Origin of the sequence: Arthrobacter oryzae (assembly GCF_030718995.1) — a bacterium.
In the GTDB taxonomy this organism is placed as follows: Bacteria; Actinomycetota; Actinomycetes; order Actinomycetales; family Micrococcaceae; genus Arthrobacter; species Arthrobacter oryzae_C.
Map to the genome: position 1 here is coordinate 1,218,712 of NZ_CP132204.1, position 21,653 is coordinate 1,240,364.

Consider the following 21,653-nt stretch of genomic DNA (forward strand, 5'->3'; position numbering starts at 1 on the left):
GTGTCACACATCACCCCTAGTCTGGTGCAACAGCGTTGCGCTGAATGCAACCCCAACAACTTTGGTGGATACATGAGTAACGAAACTTCCTCTCCCGCTCCTGCGGGAGACCTGGGCGCGGAGCCTAATGGCATGCATGAGGACCGCACCGCCCGCCGCAGCACGTTGAGCGGCCAGAAATTCGAACCGGCTGACAATGACGTCAGCAAGGAAACCCGCCGCAGGGTCATCGCGGCCAGCTTCATCGGCAATTTCGTCGAGTGGTTTGACTATGCCGTGTACGGCTACCTCGCCGTCACGATCGCGACGGTCTTCTTTCCTGAGTCAGATCCACAGACCGGGCTTCTGCTGACTTTCGCCCTGTTCGCGATCTCGTTCCTGGTGCGGCCGCTTGGCGGGTTCGTCTGGGGCCACATCGGTGACAGGGTGGGCCGGCGGACGGCTCTGTCGCTTTCCATCCTGATCATGTCCGGTGCGACGTTCTGCATCGCCCTCATTCCGGGCTATGACACCATCGGCATCTGGGCCCCGGTCCTGCTTCTGATCATCAGGGTCATCCAGGGCTTCTCAGCCTCAGGCGAGTACGCCGGGGCCTCGGCATTCCTGGTGGAGTACGCCCCCGCCAACAAGCGCGGCCTCTACGCCGCCGTGGTTCCCGCGAGCACTGCAGCAGGCTTGCTCCTTGGTTCCCTGATGGCGGGCCTGCTGACGGTCCTGCTCAGTTCCGATGCGATGCACAGCTGGGGTTGGCGCCTGCCGTTCCTGCTGGCGGCCCCGATGGGCCTGATCGGACGCTACATCCGCACCAAGCTGGAAGACACCCCCGTCTTCCGCGAAATGGCAGCCGAGGACGAGGCCGTCAAGGCGCCTGTTTCCAGCCTCTTCCGGAACCACTGGCGGCAGCTGCTGCAGGCGGTCGGAGCTGTGCTGCTGAACGCCGTCGGCTTCTACGTGATCCTCAGCTACATGCCCACGTACCTGTCCTCGGAGCTGGGCCTCGGCGAGACCGAGTCCTTCCTGGCCACCACCATCGCGCTGCTGACCTACATCGGTTTCATCTTCCTGACAGGGATGCTTTCGGACCGTTACGGTCGCAAGAAGGTGCTCATCTCAGCCTCCGTCAGCTTCATCCTGCTGACCGTGCCCGCGTTCGCACTGCTGGGAACCGGTAATTTCCTGGTGATCGTCCTGGTCCAGATCCTGCTCGGCGCCATGCTCACGCTCAACGACGGGACGCTCCCCAGCTTCCTGGCCGAAATGTTCCCCACCCGGGTCCGGTACAGCGGCTTCGCGGTCAGCTTCAACCTCTCCAACGCCCTGTTCGGCGGCACCGCCCCATTCATGGCAACCCTCCTGATCGCGGCCACCGCCAGCGACCTGGCGCCGGCCTGGTACCTGGTTGCCGCGGCAGTCATCTCCCTGGTCGCCGTCGCGCTCTCCAGGGAAACCTGCAAAGAACCGCTGCGCCACGAGTAACCACAAATCCTTTTCCACTTCTCCCATCTCAAGTAACTGCACCACAGAAAGGCACCACCACAATGACCACCACAGCATCCGAGAACGCAACGTCCGTCGCCGAACTGGAGCGCCTCAAAGTCCTCAAGAACGGCGACAAGGTCAAGCTGACCTTCTCCGATACGGAGTTTGAACGCCGCCTCGCCGGCCTGCGCCGCATCATGGCCGAGAAGGACCTGGACGCCGTCGTCCTGACCAGCTACCACTCCATCAAGTACTACTCCGACTTCCTGTTCACCACCTTCGGCCGCTCCTACGCCATGGTGGTCACCAAGGACGACAACGTCACCGTCACCGCAAACATCGACGCCGGCATGCCCTGGCGCCGCAGCTTCGGCGACAACATCGTCTACACGGACTGGCGCCGGGACAACTACATCTTCGCCATCCAGGAAGTGCTGCGCACCCGCGGCATCAACCCCCGCAGGCTCGGCGTCGAGGACGATTCCCTGCCGCTGGACAACCGCAACAAGATCCAGGCCGCCTTCCCGTCGGCAACCCTTGTGGACGTGGCCCAGGCGGCCATGCGCCAGCGCATGATCAAGTCCGCTGAGGAGATCGAGGTCATCAAGCACGGGGCACGCATCGGCGACCTCGGCGGCGAGGCCATCCGCAATGCCATCACCGCGGGGATCACCGAGTACGAGGTCGCCCTGATCGGCACCGAAGCCATGGTCCACGAGATCGCCCGGACCTTCCCGGATTCCGAGATCCGCGACACTTGGGTCTGGTTCCAGTCCGGCATCAACACCGACGGCGCGCACAACTGGGCCACCACCCGCAAGATCCAGGAACACGACATCCTGTCGCTGAACTGCTTCCCCATGACCTCCGGCTACTACACGGCACTGGAACGCACACTGTTCTACGGCGAACCGGATGCCCGCTCGCTGGAACTGTGGAACATCAACGTGGAAGTCCACAAGCGCGGCCTGGAACTGATCAAGCCCGGCGCCGTCTGCAAGGACATTGCCGCTGAACTGAACGAGATCTACGTCGGCTACGGCCTCCTGGCCAACCGCACGTTCGGCTACGGCCACTCCTTCGGCGTCCTCAGCCACTACTACGGCCGCGAAGCAGGGCTGGAGCTCCGCGAGGACATCGACACGGTGCTGGAACCCGGCATGGTGGTTTCCATGGAGCCGATGATCACGGTCATGGACGGCGAGCCCGGCGCCGGCGGCTACCGCGAGCACGACATCCTGGTGGTGGGCGAGGACGGCGCGGAGAACATCACCAAGTTCCCGTTCGGTCCGGAATACAACATCATCGGCGCATAGCCGGCACTGGTTTTGCCCTCACCCGAAAGCGGCGCCACGTACTTCGTGGCGCCGCTTTCCGGCTTACATACGGAATGATGGTGGACACCATGACCTCTGCAGATGCTCCCGAAACCAGCAGCAACGGCGACGCCAAGGGCACGTCCGTCATCGTCAACGCCATCGCCGTGCTGCGATGTTTTACCGCTGACGAGCCGCTGCTGGGCGTCACCGAGATCGCCAACCGCGTAGGCCTGCACAAGAGCACCGTTTCCCGCATCCTGGCCACGTTCGAGCAGGAACACCTGGTGGAGCGCGATCCTGAGACCCGCAGGTTCCGCCTGGGCCTGGGGCTTATCGCCGTCGCAGGGCCGCTGCTGGCCGAACTCGAAGAGCGCCGCGTGGCCTACCCCGTCCTGCGTGAACTCACGGAGCAGACCGGCGAAACGAGCGCCCTCATGGTGTGGAACGGGTCCGAGTCGATGTGCGTGGAGCAGATCGCCAGCCATCACCAGATCAAGCACACCACCCCGCTGGGCGCGCGGTACAGGGATGCCCTCAGCGCTTCGGTGCAGGTCTTCCTCGCCGCCGAGCCGGCCGAGCGCGTGCGGGTACTGCTCCGCAGCGGCGAAATTGCCCATCCCGGCCTGGACGACACCAGCCTCGAGGCCTACCTGATCCGGCTCGGTGACGTGGCCCGGCGCGGCTGGGCGACCAACTACGGCGAGTCGTCACTGGACGAAGTGGGTCTGGCCGCCCCCGTTTACGACCACCGCGGCGACATCGTGGCAGCAGTCCTCATCCCGGCCCCGCGCTTCCGGGTATCCCCGGACACGCTGCAGCGACTCGGGGAATCCTGCAAGGCAGCCGCAGACCGGGTCACTGCCCGCCTCGGCGGCTCCGCCCCCTCCCGCTAAGACGCTCTCTCACTTCCTGACGGTTTTTCCCCAACGCTCTCTCACTTCCCGCCGGTTTTTAATCGACGCTCTCTCACTTCCAGTCTGGGACGCCCTCAGGGTGAGAGAGCGTCCCGGTTAAAGCGGCGTCAAGTGAGAGAGCGTCAGGGGGATGATGCGGAAAAGGAACCGGGTCCGGACCATGACCCAGAGCAGGCCCACGGCCTAGCGGAGCGGATCGCCTCGGCCCGGAGTGGGGTACTCTCTTGACACTGGCCGCACATCTCGGGTTGACTATTACGCATGCTGAAATAACAGTTCCATGATGTGGAATGCAGTCGGCGTGCGGGGTAGGGATGATCCGTACACCACTGCAGCGGGGCATTCCCCTTTTCCGCATAGCCGACGCCATGGATGCCAGCATTTTGCACGAGGGATGAACAAGCATGCAGCTTGCCGTATTCAACGGGGCGGACCGCGCGGAAGTCACCGCGGCACTTCGCCCCTGCATCGACGTCCAGCGCTGGGTGGACCAGATCGCGGATGCCCGCCCGTTTGCCAGCAGCGAGGCGCTGCTGGACTTCGCCCGCAACGCCGCCGACCCGTTCACCCCGGACGAGGTGGAGTCGGCCATGGCCCACCACCCGCGGATCGGGGAACGGCCCGCCGCCTCCACCGCCGAGGCGTCCATGTCCCGCTCCGAACAGGCCGGCGTGGATCCCGCGGACCGGGACATCACTACGGCGCTGGCCGAGGGGAACCGGGCCTACGAGGAAAAGTTCGGCAGGGTGTTCCTGATCCGTGCAGCCGGGCGGACCGCACCGGAAATCCTGGCAGCGCTGCACGAGCGCCTCAACCACACAGCCGGCGAAGAAGACGCCATAGTCGCCCAGCAGCTGCGCGAAATCGCCCTGCTCCGGCTCGAAGGAGTGATCAGCGAATGACCGTTTCACAGGTGACCACCCACATCCTGGACACCGGGGCCGGACGCCCGGCTGCCGGCGTCGCCGTCGTACTTTACGCGCGCGACGGCGGCGGCTGGAACCTCGTCGCTTCGGGCGCCACCGATGCGGACGGCAGGGCGAAGGACCTGGGTCCGGAGCTCCTCCCGGCCGGAACATACCGGCTGAACTTCGCCACGGGCGCCTACTACGAGGGACTGGGCACGGCCACGTTCTTCCCGGAGGTGGACCTGGTGTTCACCGTGTCCGACGCCGGCGAGCACTACCACGTGCCGCTGCTGCTGAGCCCGTTCGCCTACTCGACGTACCGCGGCAGCTGATCCGCCCAACCCTCTTACGCCCGGAGTTTTTGTCCACATATCGCGAGCTAAAGCGCCTCCAAGGGGCATTATGTGGACAAAAACTCCGGGCAGTAGGCTAGATGGCATGGCTTCTGAAGACACCCCCGTTGAACGGCGCGAAATCACCGTGCGCCGCGCACCCAAATACGTGCCCTTCCTCATACTGGGAGGACTCGTGGGCATCATCGTGGCGGCGGTCATTGCCTTTGCCCTGCCCGGCGACCCCGGTTACGATCCCAACTCCGTTTTCGGCTTCTTCATGGTCCTTTTCGGCGCCGGCGGCGTGATTCTGGGCGCCATCGTGGCACTCCTGCTGGACCGGCTCAGTGTCCGCCGGGCCGAACACGCCGTCGTCGAAGCCGTGCCGGAGGATGCGCCGGGCACCGATCCGGACGACGACGACCACAGCGGCACCGGGACCGGCCGTCAGTCATAAACGGGCGGCCGGAAAAGTCCTACCCCATCACGTGAGATAATCGACCAGTGGCACGCGGCGATGGAAAACTTTCTCATGATCTTCTCCCTGGCGAAAAAGGCCCCCAGGACGCTTGCGGCGTCTTCGGGGTCTGGGCACCAGGTGAAGAAGTAGCAAAACTCACCTATTACGGGCTGTATGCATTGCAGCACCGCGGTCAGGAGTCGGCTGGCATAGCAACCAGCGACGGCAAGCGGATCAACGTCTACAAGGACATGGGCCTCGTGTCCCAGGTCTTCGACGAGACCACGCTGAACACCCTGACCGGGCACCTGGCCGTCGGCCACTGCCGCTATTCCACTACCGGCGCCAGCCACTGGGCCAACGCCCAGCCCACGCTTGGCGCCACCGCCACGGGCACTGTGGCACTGGCCCACAACGGCAACCTCACCAACACTGCCGAGCTCAACGCCATGATCATCGACCGCAACGGCGGCCAGCTCAGCGGCGAAATGAAGCAGGGCAACACCTCGGACACCGCCCTGGTCACGGCACTGCTGGAGGGCGAAGAGGGCAAGTCCCTGGAACAGACCGCCATCGAGCTGCTGCCCAAGATCAAGGGCGGCTTCTGCTTCGTCTTCATGGACGAAGGAACCCTGTACGCTGCACGCGACACCTACGGCATCCGCCCGCTGGTCCTCGGCCGGCTGGAGCGCGGCTGGGTGGTCGCCTCCGAGCAGTCGGCCCTGGCCACCGTCGGCGCCAGCTTCATCCGCGAAATCGAACCCGGCGAGTTCATCGCCATCGACGAAGAGGGCGTACGCTCCCAGCGTTTTGCGGAGCCGACGCCGGCAGGTTGCGTTTTCGAATACGTCTACCTCGCGCGTCCGGACGCCGCCATCGCAGGGCGCTCCGTCTACGAGTCCCGCGTGGAAATGGGCCGCCAGCTGGCCCGGGAAAACACCCAGGAAGCGGACATCGTTATCCCGGTGCCCGAGTCCGGAACCCCCGCAGCCGTGGGCTACGCCGAGGAATCCGGCATCCCGTTCGCGCACGGCTTCGTCAAGAACTCCTACGTGGGCCGCACGTTCATCCAGCCGTCGCAGACCCTGCGCCAGCTGGGTATCCGGCTCAAGCTCAACGCCCTCGAATCCGTGATCCGCGGCAAGCGCGTTGTGGTGGTGGACGACTCGATCGTCCGCGGCAACACCCAGCGCGCCATCGTCCGGATGCTCCGGGAAGCCGGTGCCGCCGCGGTGCACGTCAAGATCTCGTCCCCGCCTGTGCAGTGGCCGTGCTTCTACGGCATCGACTTCGCCTCCCGTGCGGAGCTGATCGCCAACGGCGCCACCATCGAGGAAATCTCGCAGGCCATCGGCGCCGATTCGCTGGCCTACATCTCCGAAGACGGCATGATCGGAGCCACCCAGCAGCCGCGCGAACGCCTGTGCACCGCCTGCTTCACCGGCAAGTACCCCATCGAGCTTCCGGGCTCGGACAAGTTGGGCAAGAACCTGCTGGAGCGCACGGACCTGGGCGGCCTGCCCGCGGCAGGCACCGCGGCAGGCACCGCTGCCGGAACCGCTGCCGGAACCGCTGCTTCGGCCGTTGCCGTTGACGCCGACGAGGACCCTGCCGAAAAGCCCGGCGCCACGGGCTGCGATCCGGGACCGGACGCCGAGTTCGAGAACCTGCTGACCGACGCCGACAAGCTGACCGCTGACAAGAAAGAGTCCGTATGACTTCCGCATCTTCCTCCGCCGGTAACTCCTCAGAAACAGCCCGGGGCATCACGTACGCCTCCGCCGGCGTTGACGTCGAAGCGGGAGACCGCGCCGTTGAACTGATGAAGGACGCCGTCAAGGCCACGCACAATTCCTCGGTGATCGGCGGAGTGGGCGGCTTTGCGGGCCTTTACGACGTTTCGAGGCTCCTCACCTACAAGCGCCCGCTGCTGGCAACGTCCACGGACGGTGTGGGCACCAAGGTGGCCATCGCCCAGGCCATGGACATCCACGACACCATCGGTTTCGACCTCGTGGGCATGGTGGTGGACGACATCGTGGTGGTGGGCGCCGAGCCGCTCTTCATGACCGACTACATCGCCTGCGGCAAGGTTGTTCCCGAGCGCATCGCGGACATCGTCCGCGGCATCGCAGCAGCCTGCTCCGTGGCCGGCACCGCCCTGGTGGGCGGCGAAACCGCTGAGCACCCCGGCCTGCTGGGTGAGCACGAATACGACGTCGCCGGTGCAGCCACCGGTGTTGTCGAGGCCGACGCCCTGCTGGGTCCGGACCGCGTCCGGGCCGGCGACGTTGTCATTGGCATGGCATCGTCCGGCCTGCACTCCAACGGCTACTCGCTGGTCCGCCGCGTCATCAACCACGCGGGCTGGGCCCTTGACCGCCAGGTTTCCGAACTCGGACGCACGCTGGGCGAGGAACTGCTCGAACCCACCCGCGTCTACGCCGCCGACTGCCTGGATCTGGCCCGCACTTTCCCGGTGAACGGCGCTGCGGTTGCCGGCGGACAGGTCCACGGCTTCAGCCACGTCACGGGTGGCGGCCTCGCCGCCAACCTGGCCCGGGTCCTCCCCCAGGGCCTTGTGGCCACGGTGGACCGCGCCACCTGGGAACTGCCTGCCATCTTCAAGCTGGTCTCCGAACTGGGCAACGTCCCGCTTGCCGACCTCGAGCGCACGCTGAACCTGGGCGTGGGCATGGTGGCCATCGTGTCCCCGGAGGCCGCCGACGCCGCCGTGAACCGCCTCAACGACCGCGGCCTGCCGTCCTGGATCATGGGCACCGTCGAGGAGAACTCGGACTCGATCGTGAAGACCGGCCCGGACTACGTCCAGGGTGCCAAGGGTGTTGACGGCGGCGCGGTCCGACTGGTGAACGCCTACGCCTAAGTAAGTCATCGATTGCTCCGTAACCGCCGTTTAGAGAGTTGAAAACGGCGGTTGCGGAGCACTCGCTCTGTTTAAATCTGCAGCAGGTTAGACCGCCAGGAGGCTGAATACCCCGCCCTGCGGGTCCCTCAGCGTGGCGACGCTTCCGGCGTCCTCGTCATCACTGGCGTCACCCTCCGGTTCCACCAGTACGACGGCGCCCGCCGCCACTGCCGCGGCCACCGCTTCAGGGATGCTGGAGACGCCGAAATAGACCTGCCAGCCGGGTTCGAGCGCGTCCTGGGCATCACCGGGAACCCTGGCGATCCCGGCCACTTCCGCGCCGTGCACCATCAGCGTGGTGTACGTCCCGCCGTCGTCCTGCGGGTATTCGGTGACCTCGTGCCCGAACAATTGCTGGAAGAACGCGACCGCAGCCTGCGGTTCGGGCGTCAGCAATTCCGCCCAGGCCAGCGCCCCGGGTTCGTTGTACTTGGCCGTGCCGGCATGGCTTCCGGGCTGCCACACCCCGGTGGTGCCGCCTCCTGGGGGTGCCACGAACACCATGACCCCGGTGTCCGCCACGTCCTCGGGGCCGAACTCCACGGTGCCGCCGGCGTGCGGGGTTTCCTCGGCGATGGCCTTGGCATCGGCGGCGGCGAAGTAGATGTTCCATTGCGCTGCAGTCCCGGACGCTTCCTGGAGGGGATTCTGGGGCGCAATGACAGTGACGAGGTCATCGTCCAGGAAAGCCTTCGAATAGCTCCGCCCGTCCGGTGTGGGCAGGTCTTCGTACCGCCACCCGAACACGGCGGCGTAAAAGGACTTGGCCGCTTCCACATCCCGGGCCTGCAGGTCCACCCAGCAGATCTCGCCGGCGTCGAAAGTGGTGCGCCCGGTCATGGTGCGTCCTGCTTGTGGGTCTCGATTGCTGGCATGGAAATATTCCCTTTCGACCGCTGGAGTTCGGAACCGCCACGATCAACCTAATACGGGGCTCAGGCACTGACAACAAAGGGGCCCACCCAACCGAGCGTCGGACTTAAGCCAGAAAGGCCCGTCAGGGCGCACCGGAAACCGGCGCGCCCTGACGGGCCTGATATCTATGGTCAGCACCCGGGGTGCTGGAAAAGAAGAGCCGAATGACCGTACGGATCACTGTGGTGAAAGGTACGACGGCGGCACGCCACTGAATGCCTTACGGCATGCTCAGCGGGCGACAACTATCCGATTCGACGGGTGTCAACCTCGTCGTCGTCTTCTTCCAAATCATCCGCGTACTTATCCACATAAGCCGAATAATCCGGTTCAACCGGCTCACTCGAGAAACGGCTCGGTGCACGACCCTCAGCGCTCTTCAGCTCACGCTGAAGCGCAGTGTAGTCAGTGTTCGGGGAATAGTACTTAATATCCCGAGCCTGCTTGGTAGCTTTTGCCTTTTGACGGCCGCGCCCCATGGCGTGACCCCCTTTTGTACTCGGACCGGAGGTGGTCACCATTGGCGTTAGTGAGGCCCCGGAATGTTTGGTCAATTTGTCGTACACCTAGATTACATGCTTTCAGCGGTAACTGCGCCCCGGATCGGGCCTCCGGAGGGCAGCGGCCACGTTTGCGCAGGTCCCGGCCTTCTCCGGTCAGAAGTTTTTCTTCGGTAGAGTCGGGGAAGACGACGCCGGGAAGGGTAAATCTTCACGTGAAAGACCAGAACGCAACGGGCACCAGCGCCGGGGAGCAGAAGGCATCCCCCGGCCCCGGAACCCCGCCGGTCGTGCCGCCTCCGCCCGCCCGGCCACCCACCAGCAGCCTTCCTGTCCAGCCGCCCGCTGCGGCGGACAAACCGCCAGCTGCGGCGGACAAACCGGCGCCCGCCGGGAAGCCGGCTCCGGCCACAGTGACCGGCCGGGCCGCTCCCGACGCGGACGAGCGAAAGCAGACATTGTCCAAGGTTGCCTTCGTTGCGGGTGGACTGGTGCTGCTGGGCCTGGTCATCTGGTGGCTGGCCACGCTGATCGCGAGCGGCAATGAACAGGCCGCCCAGCAGCCGCCGGCCCCGACGTCGGCCGGGACCGCGCCGGTGTCCCCGTCCCCGCAGGCAACCCGCAGCCAGCTGCCCATGGATGGTGTGGGCGCCCTGGACTATCAGCTGGGCGACTGCTTCGAGAACTTCGACCCCGAAGCCACGGAGTCGCGCGTGGTGGCCTGCACCAGCGGCCACTCCGCGCAGCTGGTTGCCGTGCACCGGTACCCGGAGTCGGATTCCTACCCGGGTATAGCCGCGTTGCGCCAGAAGGGCCGTGAGATCTGCCAGGGCGCCGGATTGACCGACGCCGTGGCCAACTACGTCCTCATGCAGCGCAACGCGTACCCGAGCGACACCAGCTGGGCGCAGGGCGACCGGCGGGTGGACTGCTACGTCACTGCGGACAAGGGAAACATCATCATGGAATCCCTGATCCCCTAGCACCTGCGTCCCACTAATGCTTACGGCGTACTAGCCCTTACGCCGCACGGACAGGCCGCTTCCGGCGAGGGCACCGCCGTCGGGCCCTTCCTGCCCGCCCAGGCTGGCAATGGTGAGTTCGTCGACGTCGGCCGCGGTGTCCACCAGGACGGTGTCGCCGTCGGCGATGTCGCCGGCCAGGATGGCTTTGGCCAGCCGGTCGCCGATTTCCCGCTGCACCAGCCGGCGCAGCGGACGGGCACCGTAGGCGGGATCGAAGCCCGTCATGGCCAGCCAGGCACGGGCTCCCTCGGTGACTTCGAGGTCAAGGCGGCGATCGTGCAGCCGCTTGCCCAGCTCCGAGACCTGAAGTTCCACGATCCGGGCCAGTTCCTCGACGTTCAGGGCATCGAACAGCACCACTTCATCCAGCCGGTTCAGGAACTCCGGCTTGAAGGACGCGTGCACGGTGGCCATCACGGCACTGCGCTTGGCGTTGTCATCCAGGGTCTGGTCCACCAGGAACTGGCTGCCCAGGTTGGAGGTCAGTACCAGGATCACGTTGCGGAAGTCCACGGTGCGGCCCTGGCCGTCAGTGAGCCTGCCGTCGTCGAGCACCTGGAGCAGGATGTCGAACACCTCGGGATGGGCTTTCTCCACTTCGTCCAGGAGCACCACGGAGTACGGGCGACGGCGGACGGCTTCGGTCAGCTGGCCGCCTTCCTCGTAGCCCACGTAGCCCGGAGGTGCGCCGACCAGCCGGGCAACAGAGTGCTTCTCGCCGTACTCGGACATGTCGATCCGCACCATGGCGCGCTCGTCGTCGAACAGGAAGTCCGCCAGGGCCTTCGCCAGTTCGGTCTTGCCCACGCCGGTGGGGCCCAGGAACAGGAAGGAGCCCGTGGGCCTGTTCGGGTCACTGATGCCGGCGCGCGCACGGCGGACGGCGTCGGACACGGCGGTGACGGCCTTCTTCTGGCCGATCAGGCGCCTGCCGAGTTCCTCCTCCATGTGCAGCAGCTTCTGGCTCTCGCCCTGCAGCATGCGCCCGGCCGGGATGCCGGTCCAGGCGGAAATCACCTCGGCAATGTCACCGGCCGTGACTTCATCGGCCACCATGAGTTCCTGCTTCGCACCGCCGCCGGCAACCCGGGCGGCTTCCACCTCAGCGGCAGCGGACAGCTCGCGTTCCAGTGCGGGAAGTTCGCCGTACAGGATGCGGGAGGCGGCAGCGAGGTCGCCTTCGCGCTGGTACTTCTCAGCGGCCGAGCGCAGCTCGTCGATCCGGGCTTTGAGGTCACCGACGTGGTTGAGGCCGGCCTTCTCAGCTTCCCAGCGCGCGTTCAGTGCCGACAATGCTTCCTTTTTGTCCGCCATGTCCGCCCGCAGCGCCGCGAGCCGCTCCACGGAGGCGGCGTCCTTCTCATTGGCGAGGGCCAGTTCCTCCATGGTCAGCCGGTCCACCTGGCGCCGCAGCTGGTCGATTTCCTCCGGTGCGGAATCGATCTCCATGCGAAGCCGGGACGCGGCCTCATCCACCAGGTCGATCGCCTTGTCCGGCAGCTGGCGGCCGGAGATGTAGCGGTTGGACAGAGTCGCCGCAGCCACCAAAGCGGAGTCGGCGATGGAGACCTTGTGGTGGGCCTCGTAGCGTTCCTTCAGGCCGCGGAGGATGCCGATGGTGTCGTCCACGCTGGGCTCGCCCACGAAGACCTGCTGGAAGCGGCGTTCCAGGGCAGGGTCCTTTTCGATGTTCTCGCGGTACTCGTCCAGGGTGGTGGCGCCGATCAGGCGGAGTTCACCGCGGGCCAGCATGGGCTTGAGCATGTTGCCTGCGTCCATGGAGCTGTCCCCGGAGGCGCCTGCGCCCACCACGGTGTGGAGTTCGTCGATGAAGGTCACAATCTGCCCCTCGGAGCTCTTGATCTCCTCCAGGACGGCCTTCAGCCGCTCCTCGAACTCGCCGCGGTACTTGGCCCCGGCCACCATCGAAGCGAGGTCCAGGGCAATGAGGGTTTTGCCGCGCAGGCTCTCCGGCACGTCATTGGCGACGATCCGCTGCGCCAGTCCTTCGACGACGGCTGTCTTTCCGACGCCGGGCTCGCCGATGATCACCGGGTTGTTCTTGGTGCGGCGGCTCAGCACCTGGATGATCCGGCGGATCTCGGCGTCGCGGCCGATCACGGGGTCCAGCTTGCCGGACCTGGCAATGGCAGTGAGATCGGTGCCGAACTTCTCCAGCGCCTGGAACGTGTTCTCAGGGTCGGCGTTGGTGACTTTGCGGTCGCCGCGGACACCCGGCAGGGCGGCGAGCAGGGCCTCATGGGAGGCGCCGGCGTCGCGCATTAACTTTCCGACGGCGTCACTGCCGGCCGAAATCCCCAGCAGCAGGTGCTCGGTGGAGACATACGTATCCCCCAGCTTGTCCGCCTCGTTCTGGGCGTTTTTGATGGTTTGGAGGGCCGCCCGGGACAGCTGGGCCTGCTGCACAGAGGTGCCGGACGACGCCGGCAGCGCCTTGATGGCGGTGCTTGCCTGGACGCTGACGGCGTCCGGATCGGCGCCGGTGGCGCGGAGGAGCGCGACGGCGACACCCTCGCGCTGGTCCATGAGCGCCTTGAGCAAATGGGCGGGCTCCACCTGGGGATTTCCTGCGGTGGAGGCGTTCATGGCTGCTGCCGAAAGAGCCTCCTGGCTCTTGGTGGTGAACTTGGCGTCCAAAGAGAGCTCCTTTCGGGGATAGATCAACTCTTAAAGTTGAGTGTACATGACTCAACTTTGCGGGATCGGCATTAAAGTCCATGTTTGCCCACGGCGGAATGGCTGTCTAGGGGCGATCGGCCCCCGGTGCGGCAGTGCCGCCACCGGGGGTTGCACTGGTTAGCAGGTCGCCGCCAGTCAGGACGCCCTGACGCCGGTGACGGCGTCGATCCAGTTCAGGTGGTGGGAAAGCGCGGCATGGTCGTTGTAGAAGCCGGTGAAGCTGGGCGGACTGCCGCCGGGCAAAACGCTCGACGTCGACAGCACGCCTACCAGCTTCCCGCCCACGACGAGGGGCCCGCCCGAGTCCCCGGACAGCGGGTGCCCCGTCCGGGACTGCGTCCGCACGGAGGGTCCGCCGAAAGCATCCGAGCCCTTCCCCCACACGGCCACGCTGGCAGCCTTGACCCGGGACGACATGGCCCCGGACCCCTCGGACTGGTCACCCCAGCCGAACACGCGGGCGGCAGTGCCGGGCGACGGGATGGTCCGGGACAGGCCCGCATACGATCCCGCATGCGGGACGGAGAGTTTGAGCAGCAGCACGTCGCCGTCCGGCGATGCGTACCGGGCAGCGACCGACCGCACCGTTCCGCCGGCGCCCAGGTGGGGGGTGCCGAGCCGGACGGACCGAAGGCTCGCGGAGTCGCAATGCCTGGCCGTGACCACCCAAGCCGCCGAAATCTGGCTGCCGGTGCACCGCACGCTGATCCCGGCGGAATCGTAGGCGATCTGGACTGCGAAGGGTGCCTCAGAAGCGGTTGCCGCCTCGCCTCCGGCGATGTCCGTTTCCACCGGCCCCGGGACCGCCGGGCCGGATGCGAACCCCGGCATTGATGGCGCGAAGAGCATCGAAACGAGAAGCGCGGCGACGGCAATCACACGCCACGCGCGGCGACCCCGGCCCTTCAGGCGACAACGCATTTTCACATGGTAGGACTCCGGCTCCGGAAACGTTAGCCCCCGGCACTTGGCGTGCGATCTCTGATGCCGGGGCACCGCGGCGGGGGCTCCGGGCGCCGGGCTCCGGGGCGCCAGGGCTCCGGGCAAGGGCGGCCGGACGCGCAGGAGGGCGGTTCCCCCAAGGAACCGCCCTCCGGCTGGCGCGGGTAGCCTGCGCATCGCACTTGCGCAGCCTCCATGCAGAGACTTCTTTGGTTGACCGCCGCCCGCCGCGAGGCAGGCAGGCGGTCCGGTGAAAACCCTACAGCGCTTTTTTGATCGTGTCACGAATATGACAAGACCCGTCATACGCCGATAGGTATTCTGGGAGCCATGGAGCAGACCCAGGAAGCCGGAAAGTCAACTACGCAGCACATCTTCATCGACAAGGAGAGCCCGGCCGTCTGGCGCGCGCTGAACGGCCTCGGCCTGAAGGCCAGGGAAGCCGCCGACGAAGCCGGCATCAGCAGATCGCTGACCGAACTGCTCAACGTCCGGATCTCGCAGATCAACGGGTGCGCCTACTGCCTCAACATGCACGTTGCCGACGCCCTCAAGAAGGGCGAAACCACGCAGCGGCTGGCCGTGCTTTCCGCTTGGCGGGACACCGCCCTGTTCACCGAAAAGGAGCGCGCGGCACTGGCTCTGGCCGAGTCCATCACCACGCTGCCCGATGCCCACACCCGTGAACGGGAGGATGCGTACGCCCGGCAGTTCTTGAACACGGCCGAATACTCGGCCGTGAGCTGGCTGGTCATCACCATGAACGCGTTCAACCGCGTGTCCATCACCAGCCAGCACCCGGTCCGGCGTGAGGCCAAGGAACAGGCCGCGCCGCAGGAGCAGGCCGCACACGAGTAGGCCGCACACGAGTAGTGCCGTCAGCGGCAGCTTGAGGGAGTTTGCTAGGCCGGATAGACGGCCACTGCGGCCGCTTTGATCACGAAATAGACGGTCATCCCGGGGGCGAGGCCCAGGTCCGCCGAGGCGGCCGGGGTGATGTCGGCGGACATCCCGCCTGCCCGGACCCGGATCTGGTCGCCGTGCTGTTCAAGGTCCGTCACCGTCACGGGGAAGGAGTTCCGCGGACTGCCGTGCGCTTCCGTGAAGAACACAGAGACGGCCGACGGCGGGAAGGCCGCCACACCGGCTTGCCCGGAGCCGGCCGCGAAGGCTTCCTCGTCCTGGTGTCCCGCCACCTCCCGGCCCTCTTCGGTCAGAATCCCGGTGGACGTCAGTGTTCCAGGAATGAGATTGAGGCCGGCCAGCCCGGCGGCAAACCGGCTCCGCGGCCGTTCCAGGACCTGCCGGGTGGGTCCTTCCTCGGTGATCCTGCCGTCTTCGAGGACGATGACCCGGTCGGCCAGCATCAGCGCATCAAGGACGTCGTGGGTGATGATGATGGCGCGGCGCCCGGCCAGGACCTTCTTGAGGAGCCTGCGAAGCAGCGGCGCGGCGTGGATGTCCAGGGCCGCCATGGGTTCGTCCAGCAGCAGCACCTCAGGGTTGGCCGCCAGTGCCCGGGCCACCGCCACCCGCTGGGCCTGGCCGCCGGAGAGTTCAGCAGGCCGCCGTGCTTCGAGGTCCCCGGCATCCACCGCGGCCAGCCAGGTCCGGGCGGACTCCCGGGCGGATTTCCGGGCGATCCCGGCGCTGCGCGGGCCGAAGGCGACATTTTCCAGTGCGCTCAGGTGCGGGAACAGCAGCGGCTCCTGCGCAAGGAGGGCTGTGCCGCGGCGGTGCGGGGCAGTCCAGGTGGCGGCACCGCCGTCGAGGTCGAACAGCACTTTTCCGTCGATTTCGGCCCGGCCGGAATCGGGCCGCAGGAGTCCTGCAACCACGTTGAGGAGGGTCGATTTTCCGGCCCCGTTCGGGCCGAGCACTGCCACGGTTTCGCCTGCCGCGAGGCTGAGCCCGGCGTCGAATCCGCGGGCACGCACGGTTGCCTGCATGTGGAAGGTCACCGGGCACCCTCCGGCCGTGCGGCGTCGGTGCTGCCCGCCGGGGCACTGCGCCGGCCTTGCTCCCCCGGCCGCCGGTAGGTCAGGCCCACCACCGTCACGGCCACTGCCACCAGCACGAGGGAAAGCGCGACGGCGGCGTCGGCGTCGGTTTCCCGCTGCAGGTAGATTTCCAGCGGAAGTGTCCGGGTCACCCCCTCCAGGCTCCCCGCGAAGGTGAGCGTCGCACCGAATTCGCCGAGGCTCCGGGCGAAGGACAGCACTGCGCCGGACGCCAGTCCGGGCAGCACCAGCGGCACGGTGACGCGCCGCAGTACCGTGGTGGGCCGGGCTCCGAGGGTTGCAGCTACTGCCTCATACCGTCCGCCGGCTGTACGCAGTGCGCCTTCCAGGCTGACCACCAGGAACGGCAGTGCCACAAAGGTCTGAGCCAGCACCACCGCCGTCGTCGAAAACGCTATCTGGATCCCGGCAGCCTCAAGGCTCCTGCCGAGGAGGCCCTGGCGGCCGAAGGTGTACAGCAGGGCAATGCCGCCCACCACCGGAGGCAGGACCAGTGGCAGCAGCACAAACGCGCGCAGCAGGCGCTGGCCGGGGAAGCGTGCACGCGCCAGCACCAGGGCCAGGGGGACGCCGAAAATGATGCAGAGTGCGGTGCTCGCCGCAGAGGTCCGCAGGCTGAGGCCGAGGGCCGTCAGGGAGGATTCGGACGTCACCAGCGGGATGAACTGCGGCCAGTTAACCCGGGCCGCCATCGCCGCCAGCGGCAGGAGCACCAACAGCCCGCCCGCGGCTGCGATGGCGTAGATCCAGGGCGGAATGCCGTGGTATCCGCCTCCGTTGGTCGGCCCCATGGTCAGGGAACCCCGAACCCGGCGTCTGCGAGCGTCTTCCGGCCTTCGGAACCCGTCACCATGGCGATGAAAGCCGCGGCGAGTTCCTTGTTCCTGCTCGGGCCAACGGTGGCGATGGGATAGGTGTTGACGGCTTCGGCTGCTTCCGGGAACGGGATTCCCTTCACCTTGCCGCCTGATCCTTTGACGTCGGTGACGTAGACCAGGCCGGCGTCGGCCTCGGCGGAGGCCACCTTGCCCAGGACATCGGTGACGGACGATTCCTCGCTGACCGGGGCAAGCGTTACACCTGCCGCCTTTTCCACGGCGTACGTTGCGGCACCGCAGGGAACCTGGCCGGCGCACACAACCACTTTGACGCCGGGCCGGGCGAGATCCGCCAGGGAAGCGATGGCGGCCGGGTTGGACGGCGGAACGGCTATCTGCAGGTGGTTGGTGGCAAAGTTCGTGGCCGCACCGTCGAGGAGCCCGGCGTCGGCGAGCTTGGCCATGTTCCTGGGGTCCGCCGAAGCAAACACATCAGCGGGCGCACCTTGGGTGATCTGCGTGGCCAGGTCCGAGGAGCCGGCGAAGCTGAGCGCCACCGTAGCCCCGGGGTTCTTCGCTTCGAACTCGTCCGCCAGTGCGCTGAAGCTGGCCTTGAGGGAGGCGGCAGCAAAAACCGTGACCGTTCCGGTGAGCTGACCGGCCGCGTCCGAGGACGCGTTTCCGCCAGGGCCGGTCGGCGCCGATGGTGCGCAGGCAGCCAGGCCGGGGGTGAGCACGGCCGCTGCCAGCAGCGCTGCGATCCGAGGTTTCCCGGTGCTCACACGATGCCCTTTCCCTGCGGAGTTTCAATGATCACCGTGGTGGCTTTGACCACGGCCGTTGCCACGGAGCCCAGCTCCAGGCCGAGATCCCGCACGGCCTCGCTGCTCATCAGTGACACCACGCGGAACGGCCCGCACTGCAGTTCGACCTGGGCCATGACCTTGTCCGCCGTGATGCCCGTGACCAGCCCCACGAACCTGTTCCGGGCCGAACTTCCCACCCGGGTGGGGTCCTCCGGCAGCTGCGCCTGCTCGCGGGCCAGGGTGGCCAGCTCGAACCCGTCCACGGCCAGGCGCCCGGAGTCATCCTTCACCGGGGTGAGGCTGCCGTTTTCGGTCCAGCGGCGGACGGTGTCGTCGCTGACGCCCAGGAACCTGGCAGCTTCCGCAATCCGAATGGTAGGCATTTCTTCAGCCTAATACCTCATATGCGGATCCGGAAGGTCACTCCGGCCGCAAATTCGGAATGTGCTCGTCCTATTCAGGGTTGCCGTAGCGCCGGACATAGCCCGCCGTTCGCCACGGCAGTACGATTTTCGGTGGGGGCGGAGCCGCCGGCGCTGAGGAGCGTTGCAATGAAATGGATCAGGCCTGACAGTCCGGATTATGACGAGTCCCGGAAGCTTTTCAACGCAATGATCGACCGGCGCCCGGCGGTCATTGCCCAATGCAGCACCCCTGCCGAAGTCGCCCAGGCCCTGCAGCATGCACGCGACAACGAACTGGCCGTGGCTGTCCGCGCCGGCGGGCATTCAGTGGCCGGAATGTCCATGAACGACGGCGGCCTGGTGGTGGACGTCCGGCCCATGAAGTCTGTCCGTGTGGACCCGGAGAACCGTACCGTAACTGCCGGCGCGGGGCTCACGTGCGGCGAGTTTGACCGTGCCACGCAGGAGTACGGCCTGGCCCTGACCGGCGGACGGGTGTCCACCACCGGGCTGGCAGGCTTTACGCTGGGCGGCGGCTCGGGATGGCTGGAGCGGGCCTTCGGTTTTGCCTGCGACCATCTGATTTCGGTGGACCTGGTCACGGCCGACGGCGGGCAGGTGACGGCCAGTGCCCAGGAGAATCCCGAGCTGTTCTGGGCACTGCACGGCGGCGGCGGAAACTTCGGCGTGGCCACATCTTTTACCTTCGCGCTCCGTGAGCTGGGTCCAAAAGTCCATGCCGGCCTGATGGTCTGGCCTGGGGAGGCAGCCACCGACATCAGCCGCGGATTCCGGGAGCTGGCCCTCGCGGCCCCCGACGAGGAATGCGCGACGCTGCTCTATTTCACTGCGCCGCCCGAGCCGTTCATGCCGCCGGAGATGGTTGGCAAGATGGCCGTCGGCGTGGTGTACATCTACGCCGGTGACGCCGGCGTTGGTGCGGACCGTGCCAAGCCGTACCGGGCGCTCAGTCCGGCGGTTGACCTGGTGGAGGATACGAACTACGCCGACTTCCAGTGCTCACTGGATGATCCGCCAGGCTTGTACAACTACTGGAGCGCCGATTATCACAACGAACTTTCCGACGACGCCCTGGACATCGTCATCGACTCTGCCCGCAACCTGCCGGGCCAGCATTCCCAGCAGCTGATTGCTCGCTGGGGCGGCGCGGTGGGCGGACCGGCCGCAGCACTGACACCCCTGCAGAACCGCAACGCCAACTGGGTCAGCCACCCGTTCGGGCTGGGCGAAACACCGGCAGAGGGTCAGGAAGCCAAGGCATGGGTGAAGCATTTCCGCCACGACATTGCTCCCTACGCCACCGGTGGCGTGTGGCTGAACTTCATCGGTGACGAAGGCCAGGCCAGGGTGCGGGCAGCGTTCGGGAACGAGAACTTCATCCGGCTGTCGCAAGTGAAACGCGAATACGATCCGGACAACGTGTTCCGCGGCAACCAGAACATCCCGCCTGCCCCGGCGTAGGGGTGCCGCCGTTCAGCACCGGAAGTAGTGGTTCCTTTGAGGTTTTTGGCGTGGGTCGATGTGGGGCGGCGGGATGAACCACGGGATCCCGGTTTTGACCTGGATCTGCCACTGTTCTTTGTGGATCAGGTGGTGGTGATGGCTGCAGAGCAGGGTGCCGTTGTCGGTGCTGGTGGTTCCGCCGTGTGACCAGTAGGTGATGTGGTGGGCTTCGCACCAGGGGGCCGGGATGGTGCAGCCGGGGAAGGCGCAGCCCTGGTCGCGGGCGGTGAGGGCTTTGCGGATGTGGGGCGGGAAGATCCGGGTGGTCCGGCCGATGTCCAGGATGCGGCCCTGGCTGCCGAGGAGGACCGGGATGATGTCCGCGTCGCAGGCGATCTTCCGGACCGTTGAAGCGGTGACGGGGCCCGTGAACGTGAAGGAGCCCGTGCCGGGGATGGCTGACGTCCCGGTGACCCCGGCAGTGTTGCTACCTTGTCCGAGCCTGCCCAGGAGGTCGCGGTAGTCGATGGTGACCATGACCTGCGGCCGCATCCCGCCGGCGGCAGGCAGGTCTCCGGTGCTGAGTCCTGCTTTCGTGGCGCCGACGAGGCCGTCGAGTAGCCGCTGCGGCCTGGTGCGCAGGTCCAGGTATGGGTCCGCCGGGCCGCTCCCCTCAGCTTCGCAGTCGCCGCCTCCGGCTGTCTTGTCCTGGGTGCGGGGGTTAGTGGCGGTGTTCATCGCGGTCAGGAGGGGCTCGAACTGGTCCGGGGTGGCGAAGACCTCAAAGTGCTGGAGTCCGCGGCGGGGCCGGCGGAGGAAGACGCCCTGGCGGCGCCGGAGTTCTTCCTCGGACGGTTCGGACCCGTCCTGGTCAAGCCCGTCGACCCAGTGCCGGGCGACCCGGGACAGCAGATCGGCATCGCTCTCGGCCGCCTGGCTGGTCAGCATGTGTTCCATACGGGCAACAGTCTCTCCGGGGGCGTGGTGCCGGACCCGGTCCAGGGCAAGCGTGATGATGGTCGCGGCGCGGGACGCGACAGTCCCTGCGGCCACGGCGGCGGCGAGCACGGGTCGTGCCGGTTCCTCGTGGTGGCCGGTGATCCCCGTGCTGGGCAACAACGCTTCGGCAAGGCTGATCCGGCGACGGGCTTCGACGGCGCTGATCCGCAATCGACCCCGCAGGAACTCGGCAGCATTCCTGTACCCGTCGTCAGCAGGGTCCGGTTCGGCCGGATCCGGCTCGATAGCCTGAACCTGGCCGGCTGCCCAGCCGATGGGTCCGTGCACAGCAGTGGCTTCACCCCACCCGGTGGTCCAGCCGGCCGCCGCCCCCGGGCTAGCCGACCCCTGGGCCCGGCGCCGGGTCCGGTCCACGGCTCCGGCCGCCACCACCTGCAAAAACTCCGCCGCCCGGGAGATCTCCTCAACGTCGGCGGCGAAGTCGGCAGCCTCACGAACGCCGAAACCTACAGCATCCCCCACCGCCGCCGACCCAATAGCCTTCAACAGCTGAAGGCTCCGGGCCAGATCACTGAACACGCCGTCGGACGCCGAAGCCTCCGGATTCCGCGGTCCCGCCGCGAGGATCCGCAGGCCGTGCGCTGCACTCGGAAGATCCGCCGCAGCAGTGTCAGGTACAGCGGGCCATGTGGCCCACCGCAACACCCCTTCTGTTGCTTCGCGTTCCCCAACGGCGTCCATGGGATAACTCTGCCAA

20 protein-coding genes are annotated in these 21,653 nt (G+C 66.6%); 11 read left to right on the forward strand and 9 right to left on the reverse strand.

What is annotated here, in order from left to right:
- The first annotated feature begins 72 nt into the window (after nt 1–72).
- From Q8Z05_RS05640 to purM, 8 genes are all read left to right on the forward strand, one after another.
- Nucleotides 73–1,476 carry an MFS transporter gene (locus Q8Z05_RS05640; protein WP_371745934.1) on the forward strand — a complete coding sequence of 468 codons (1,404 nt, stop codon included), beginning with the start codon at nt 73–75 and terminating at the stop codon, nt 1,474–1,476.
- 62 nt (nt 1,477–1,538) lie between these two features.
- Complete coding sequence (locus Q8Z05_RS05645; RefSeq protein ID WP_305942506.1) at nt 1,539–2,795, forward strand: aminopeptidase P family protein; 1,257 nt, start codon at nt 1,539–1,541, stop codon at nt 2,793–2,795.
- Nucleotides 2,796–2,884: 89 nt separating this feature from the next.
- Nucleotides 2,885–3,691: an IclR family transcriptional regulator gene (locus tag Q8Z05_RS05650; protein ID WP_305942507.1), complete on the forward strand. Its 807-nt coding sequence runs from the start codon at nt 2,885–2,887 to the stop codon at nt 3,689–3,691.
- Nucleotides 3,692–4,116: 425 nt separating this feature from the next.
- On the forward strand, nt 4,117–4,614 hold the full coding sequence (uraD, locus tag Q8Z05_RS05655; protein WP_305942508.1) for a 2-oxo-4-hydroxy-4-carboxy-5-ureidoimidazoline decarboxylase: 498 nt from the start codon (nt 4,117–4,119) through the stop codon (nt 4,612–4,614).
- On the forward strand, nt 4,611–4,952 hold the full coding sequence (gene uraH / locus Q8Z05_RS05660; protein ID WP_305942509.1) for a hydroxyisourate hydrolase: 342 nt from the start codon (nt 4,611–4,613) through the stop codon (nt 4,950–4,952). Before uraD ends, uraH begins: the two co-directional genes overlap by 4 nt.
- Before the next feature lie 106 nt (nt 4,953–5,058).
- A complete protein-coding gene (locus tag Q8Z05_RS05665) occupies nt 5,059–5,409 on the forward strand; it encodes a hypothetical protein (protein ID WP_305942510.1) in 351 nt (116 codons plus the stop codon).
- 47 nt (nt 5,410–5,456) lie between these two features.
- Nucleotides 5,457–7,130 carry an amidophosphoribosyltransferase gene (purF, locus tag Q8Z05_RS05670; RefSeq protein WP_305942511.1) on the forward strand — a complete coding sequence of 558 codons (1,674 nt, stop codon included), beginning with the start codon at nt 5,457–5,459 and terminating at the stop codon, nt 7,128–7,130.
- The gene (gene purM / locus Q8Z05_RS05675; RefSeq protein ID WP_305942512.1) at nt 7,127–8,299 is read left to right on the forward strand and encodes a phosphoribosylformylglycinamidine cyclo-ligase; all 1,173 of its coding nucleotides are present in this window, start codon (nt 7,127–7,129) and stop codon (nt 8,297–8,299) included. The genes purF and purM overlap by 4 nt, the downstream gene beginning before the upstream one ends.
- Before the next feature lie 87 nt (nt 8,300–8,386).
- Here purM and Q8Z05_RS05680 read toward each other — a convergent pair whose 3' ends face one another.
- Entirely contained in the window at nt 8,387–9,181 is a 795-nt protein-coding gene (locus Q8Z05_RS05680) for a VOC family protein (RefSeq protein ID WP_305942513.1), read from the reverse strand.
- 320 nt (nt 9,182–9,501) lie between these two features.
- The gene (locus tag Q8Z05_RS05685) at nt 9,502–9,735 is read right to left on the reverse strand and encodes a DUF3073 domain-containing protein (protein ID WP_043484564.1); all 234 of its coding nucleotides are present in this window, start codon (nt 9,733–9,735) and stop codon (nt 9,502–9,504) included.
- Between the two features lie 236 nt (nt 9,736–9,971).
- On the opposite strand from Q8Z05_RS05685, the gene Q8Z05_RS05690 reads away from it, so the two are divergent.
- Nucleotides 9,972–10,739: a septum formation family protein gene (locus Q8Z05_RS05690; protein ID WP_305942514.1), complete on the forward strand. Its 768-nt coding sequence runs from the start codon at nt 9,972–9,974 to the stop codon at nt 10,737–10,739.
- Nucleotides 10,740–10,769: 30 nt separating this feature from the next.
- Here the strand turns inward: Q8Z05_RS05690 and clpB are convergent, their stop codons facing one another.
- Nucleotides 10,770–13,439, reverse strand: coding sequence for an ATP-dependent chaperone ClpB (gene clpB / locus Q8Z05_RS05695; RefSeq protein ID WP_305942515.1), 2,670 nt, complete (start codon nt 13,437–13,439; stop codon nt 10,770–10,772).
- A gap of 177 nt (nt 13,440–13,616) precedes the next feature.
- Complete coding sequence (locus Q8Z05_RS05700; protein ID WP_305942516.1) at nt 13,617–14,402, reverse strand: S1 family peptidase; 786 nt, start codon at nt 14,400–14,402, stop codon at nt 13,617–13,619.
- A 351-nt stretch (nt 14,403–14,753) separates the two neighbouring features.
- Here Q8Z05_RS05700 and Q8Z05_RS05705 point away from each other — a divergent pair, with 351 nt between their 5' ends.
- Complete coding sequence (locus tag Q8Z05_RS05705; protein WP_305942517.1) at nt 14,754–15,281, forward strand: carboxymuconolactone decarboxylase family protein; 528 nt, start codon at nt 14,754–14,756, stop codon at nt 15,279–15,281.
- 44 nt (nt 15,282–15,325) lie between these two features.
- On the opposite strand, the gene Q8Z05_RS05710 is transcribed toward Q8Z05_RS05705, so the two are convergent.
- From Q8Z05_RS05710 to Q8Z05_RS05725, 4 genes are read right to left on the reverse strand one after another with little or no spacing between them, the layout of a single operon-like run.
- On the reverse strand, nt 15,326–16,384 hold the full coding sequence (locus Q8Z05_RS05710; protein ID WP_305942518.1) for a sulfate/molybdate ABC transporter ATP-binding protein: 1,059 nt from the start codon (nt 16,382–16,384) through the stop codon (nt 15,326–15,328).
- A complete protein-coding gene (locus Q8Z05_RS05715; RefSeq protein WP_305942519.1) occupies nt 16,381–17,235 on the reverse strand; it encodes an ABC transporter permease in 855 nt (284 codons plus the stop codon). Before Q8Z05_RS05715 ends, Q8Z05_RS05710 begins: the two co-directional genes overlap by 4 nt.
- 2 nt (nt 17,236–17,237) lie before the next feature.
- Complete coding sequence (gene modA / locus Q8Z05_RS05720; protein WP_305942520.1) at nt 17,238–18,044, reverse strand: molybdate ABC transporter substrate-binding protein; 807 nt, start codon at nt 18,042–18,044, stop codon at nt 17,238–17,240.
- A complete protein-coding gene (locus Q8Z05_RS05725) occupies nt 18,041–18,451 on the reverse strand; it encodes a TOBE domain-containing protein (protein ID WP_305942521.1) in 411 nt (136 codons plus the stop codon). The genes modA and Q8Z05_RS05725 overlap by 4 nt, the downstream gene beginning before the upstream one ends.
- Before the next feature lie 168 nt (nt 18,452–18,619).
- Here Q8Z05_RS05725 and Q8Z05_RS05730 point away from each other — a divergent pair, with 168 nt between their 5' ends.
- Entirely contained in the window at nt 18,620–19,954 is a 1,335-nt protein-coding gene (locus Q8Z05_RS05730; RefSeq protein WP_305942522.1) for an FAD-binding oxidoreductase, read from the forward strand.
- A 12-nt stretch (nt 19,955–19,966) separates the two neighbouring features.
- Here the strand turns inward: Q8Z05_RS05730 and Q8Z05_RS05735 are convergent, their stop codons facing one another.
- Nucleotides 19,967–21,637 carry an HNH endonuclease signature motif containing protein gene (locus Q8Z05_RS05735; protein ID WP_305942523.1) on the reverse strand — a complete coding sequence of 557 codons (1,671 nt, stop codon included), beginning with the start codon at nt 21,635–21,637 and terminating at the stop codon, nt 19,967–19,969.
- Nucleotides 21,638–21,653: the final 16 nt, after the last annotated feature.